At 58.3% G+C, this 276-nt stretch carries 1 rRNA gene; it reads left to right on the plus strand.

The features are described from left to right. Positions 1-143 precede the first annotated feature (143 nt). A 23S ribosomal RNA gene (locus DXC99_RS10225) occupies positions 144-276 on the plus strand; the annotation flags it as partial.

Below are 276 nucleotides of genomic sequence, written 5' to 3' on the forward strand. Positions count from 1 at the left end.
TGAGGAGCATCTGATCGCGAGCACAGTCAAGACTGTGCCGCGGTATGAGATACCCGAATTGCGACATACGAGCGCTATTCATGATATCGATTAATTTAACTTAATTAGCGACACGTGGATATCCCGCGGGCCCGAGAGCGGTCCCGCAAGATACCACGGGCGCACGGCGGATGCCTTGGCACAGGGAGCCGATGAAGGACGCGGCAAGCTGCGATAATCCCCGGCGAGGAGCACACATCCTTCGACCCGGGGGTCTCCGAATGGGCGAACCCATCC

Origin of the sequence: Collinsella sp. TF10-11AT (assembly GCF_003437565.1) — a bacterium.
Lineage (GTDB): Bacteria > Actinomycetota > Coriobacteriia > Coriobacteriales > Coriobacteriaceae > Collinsella.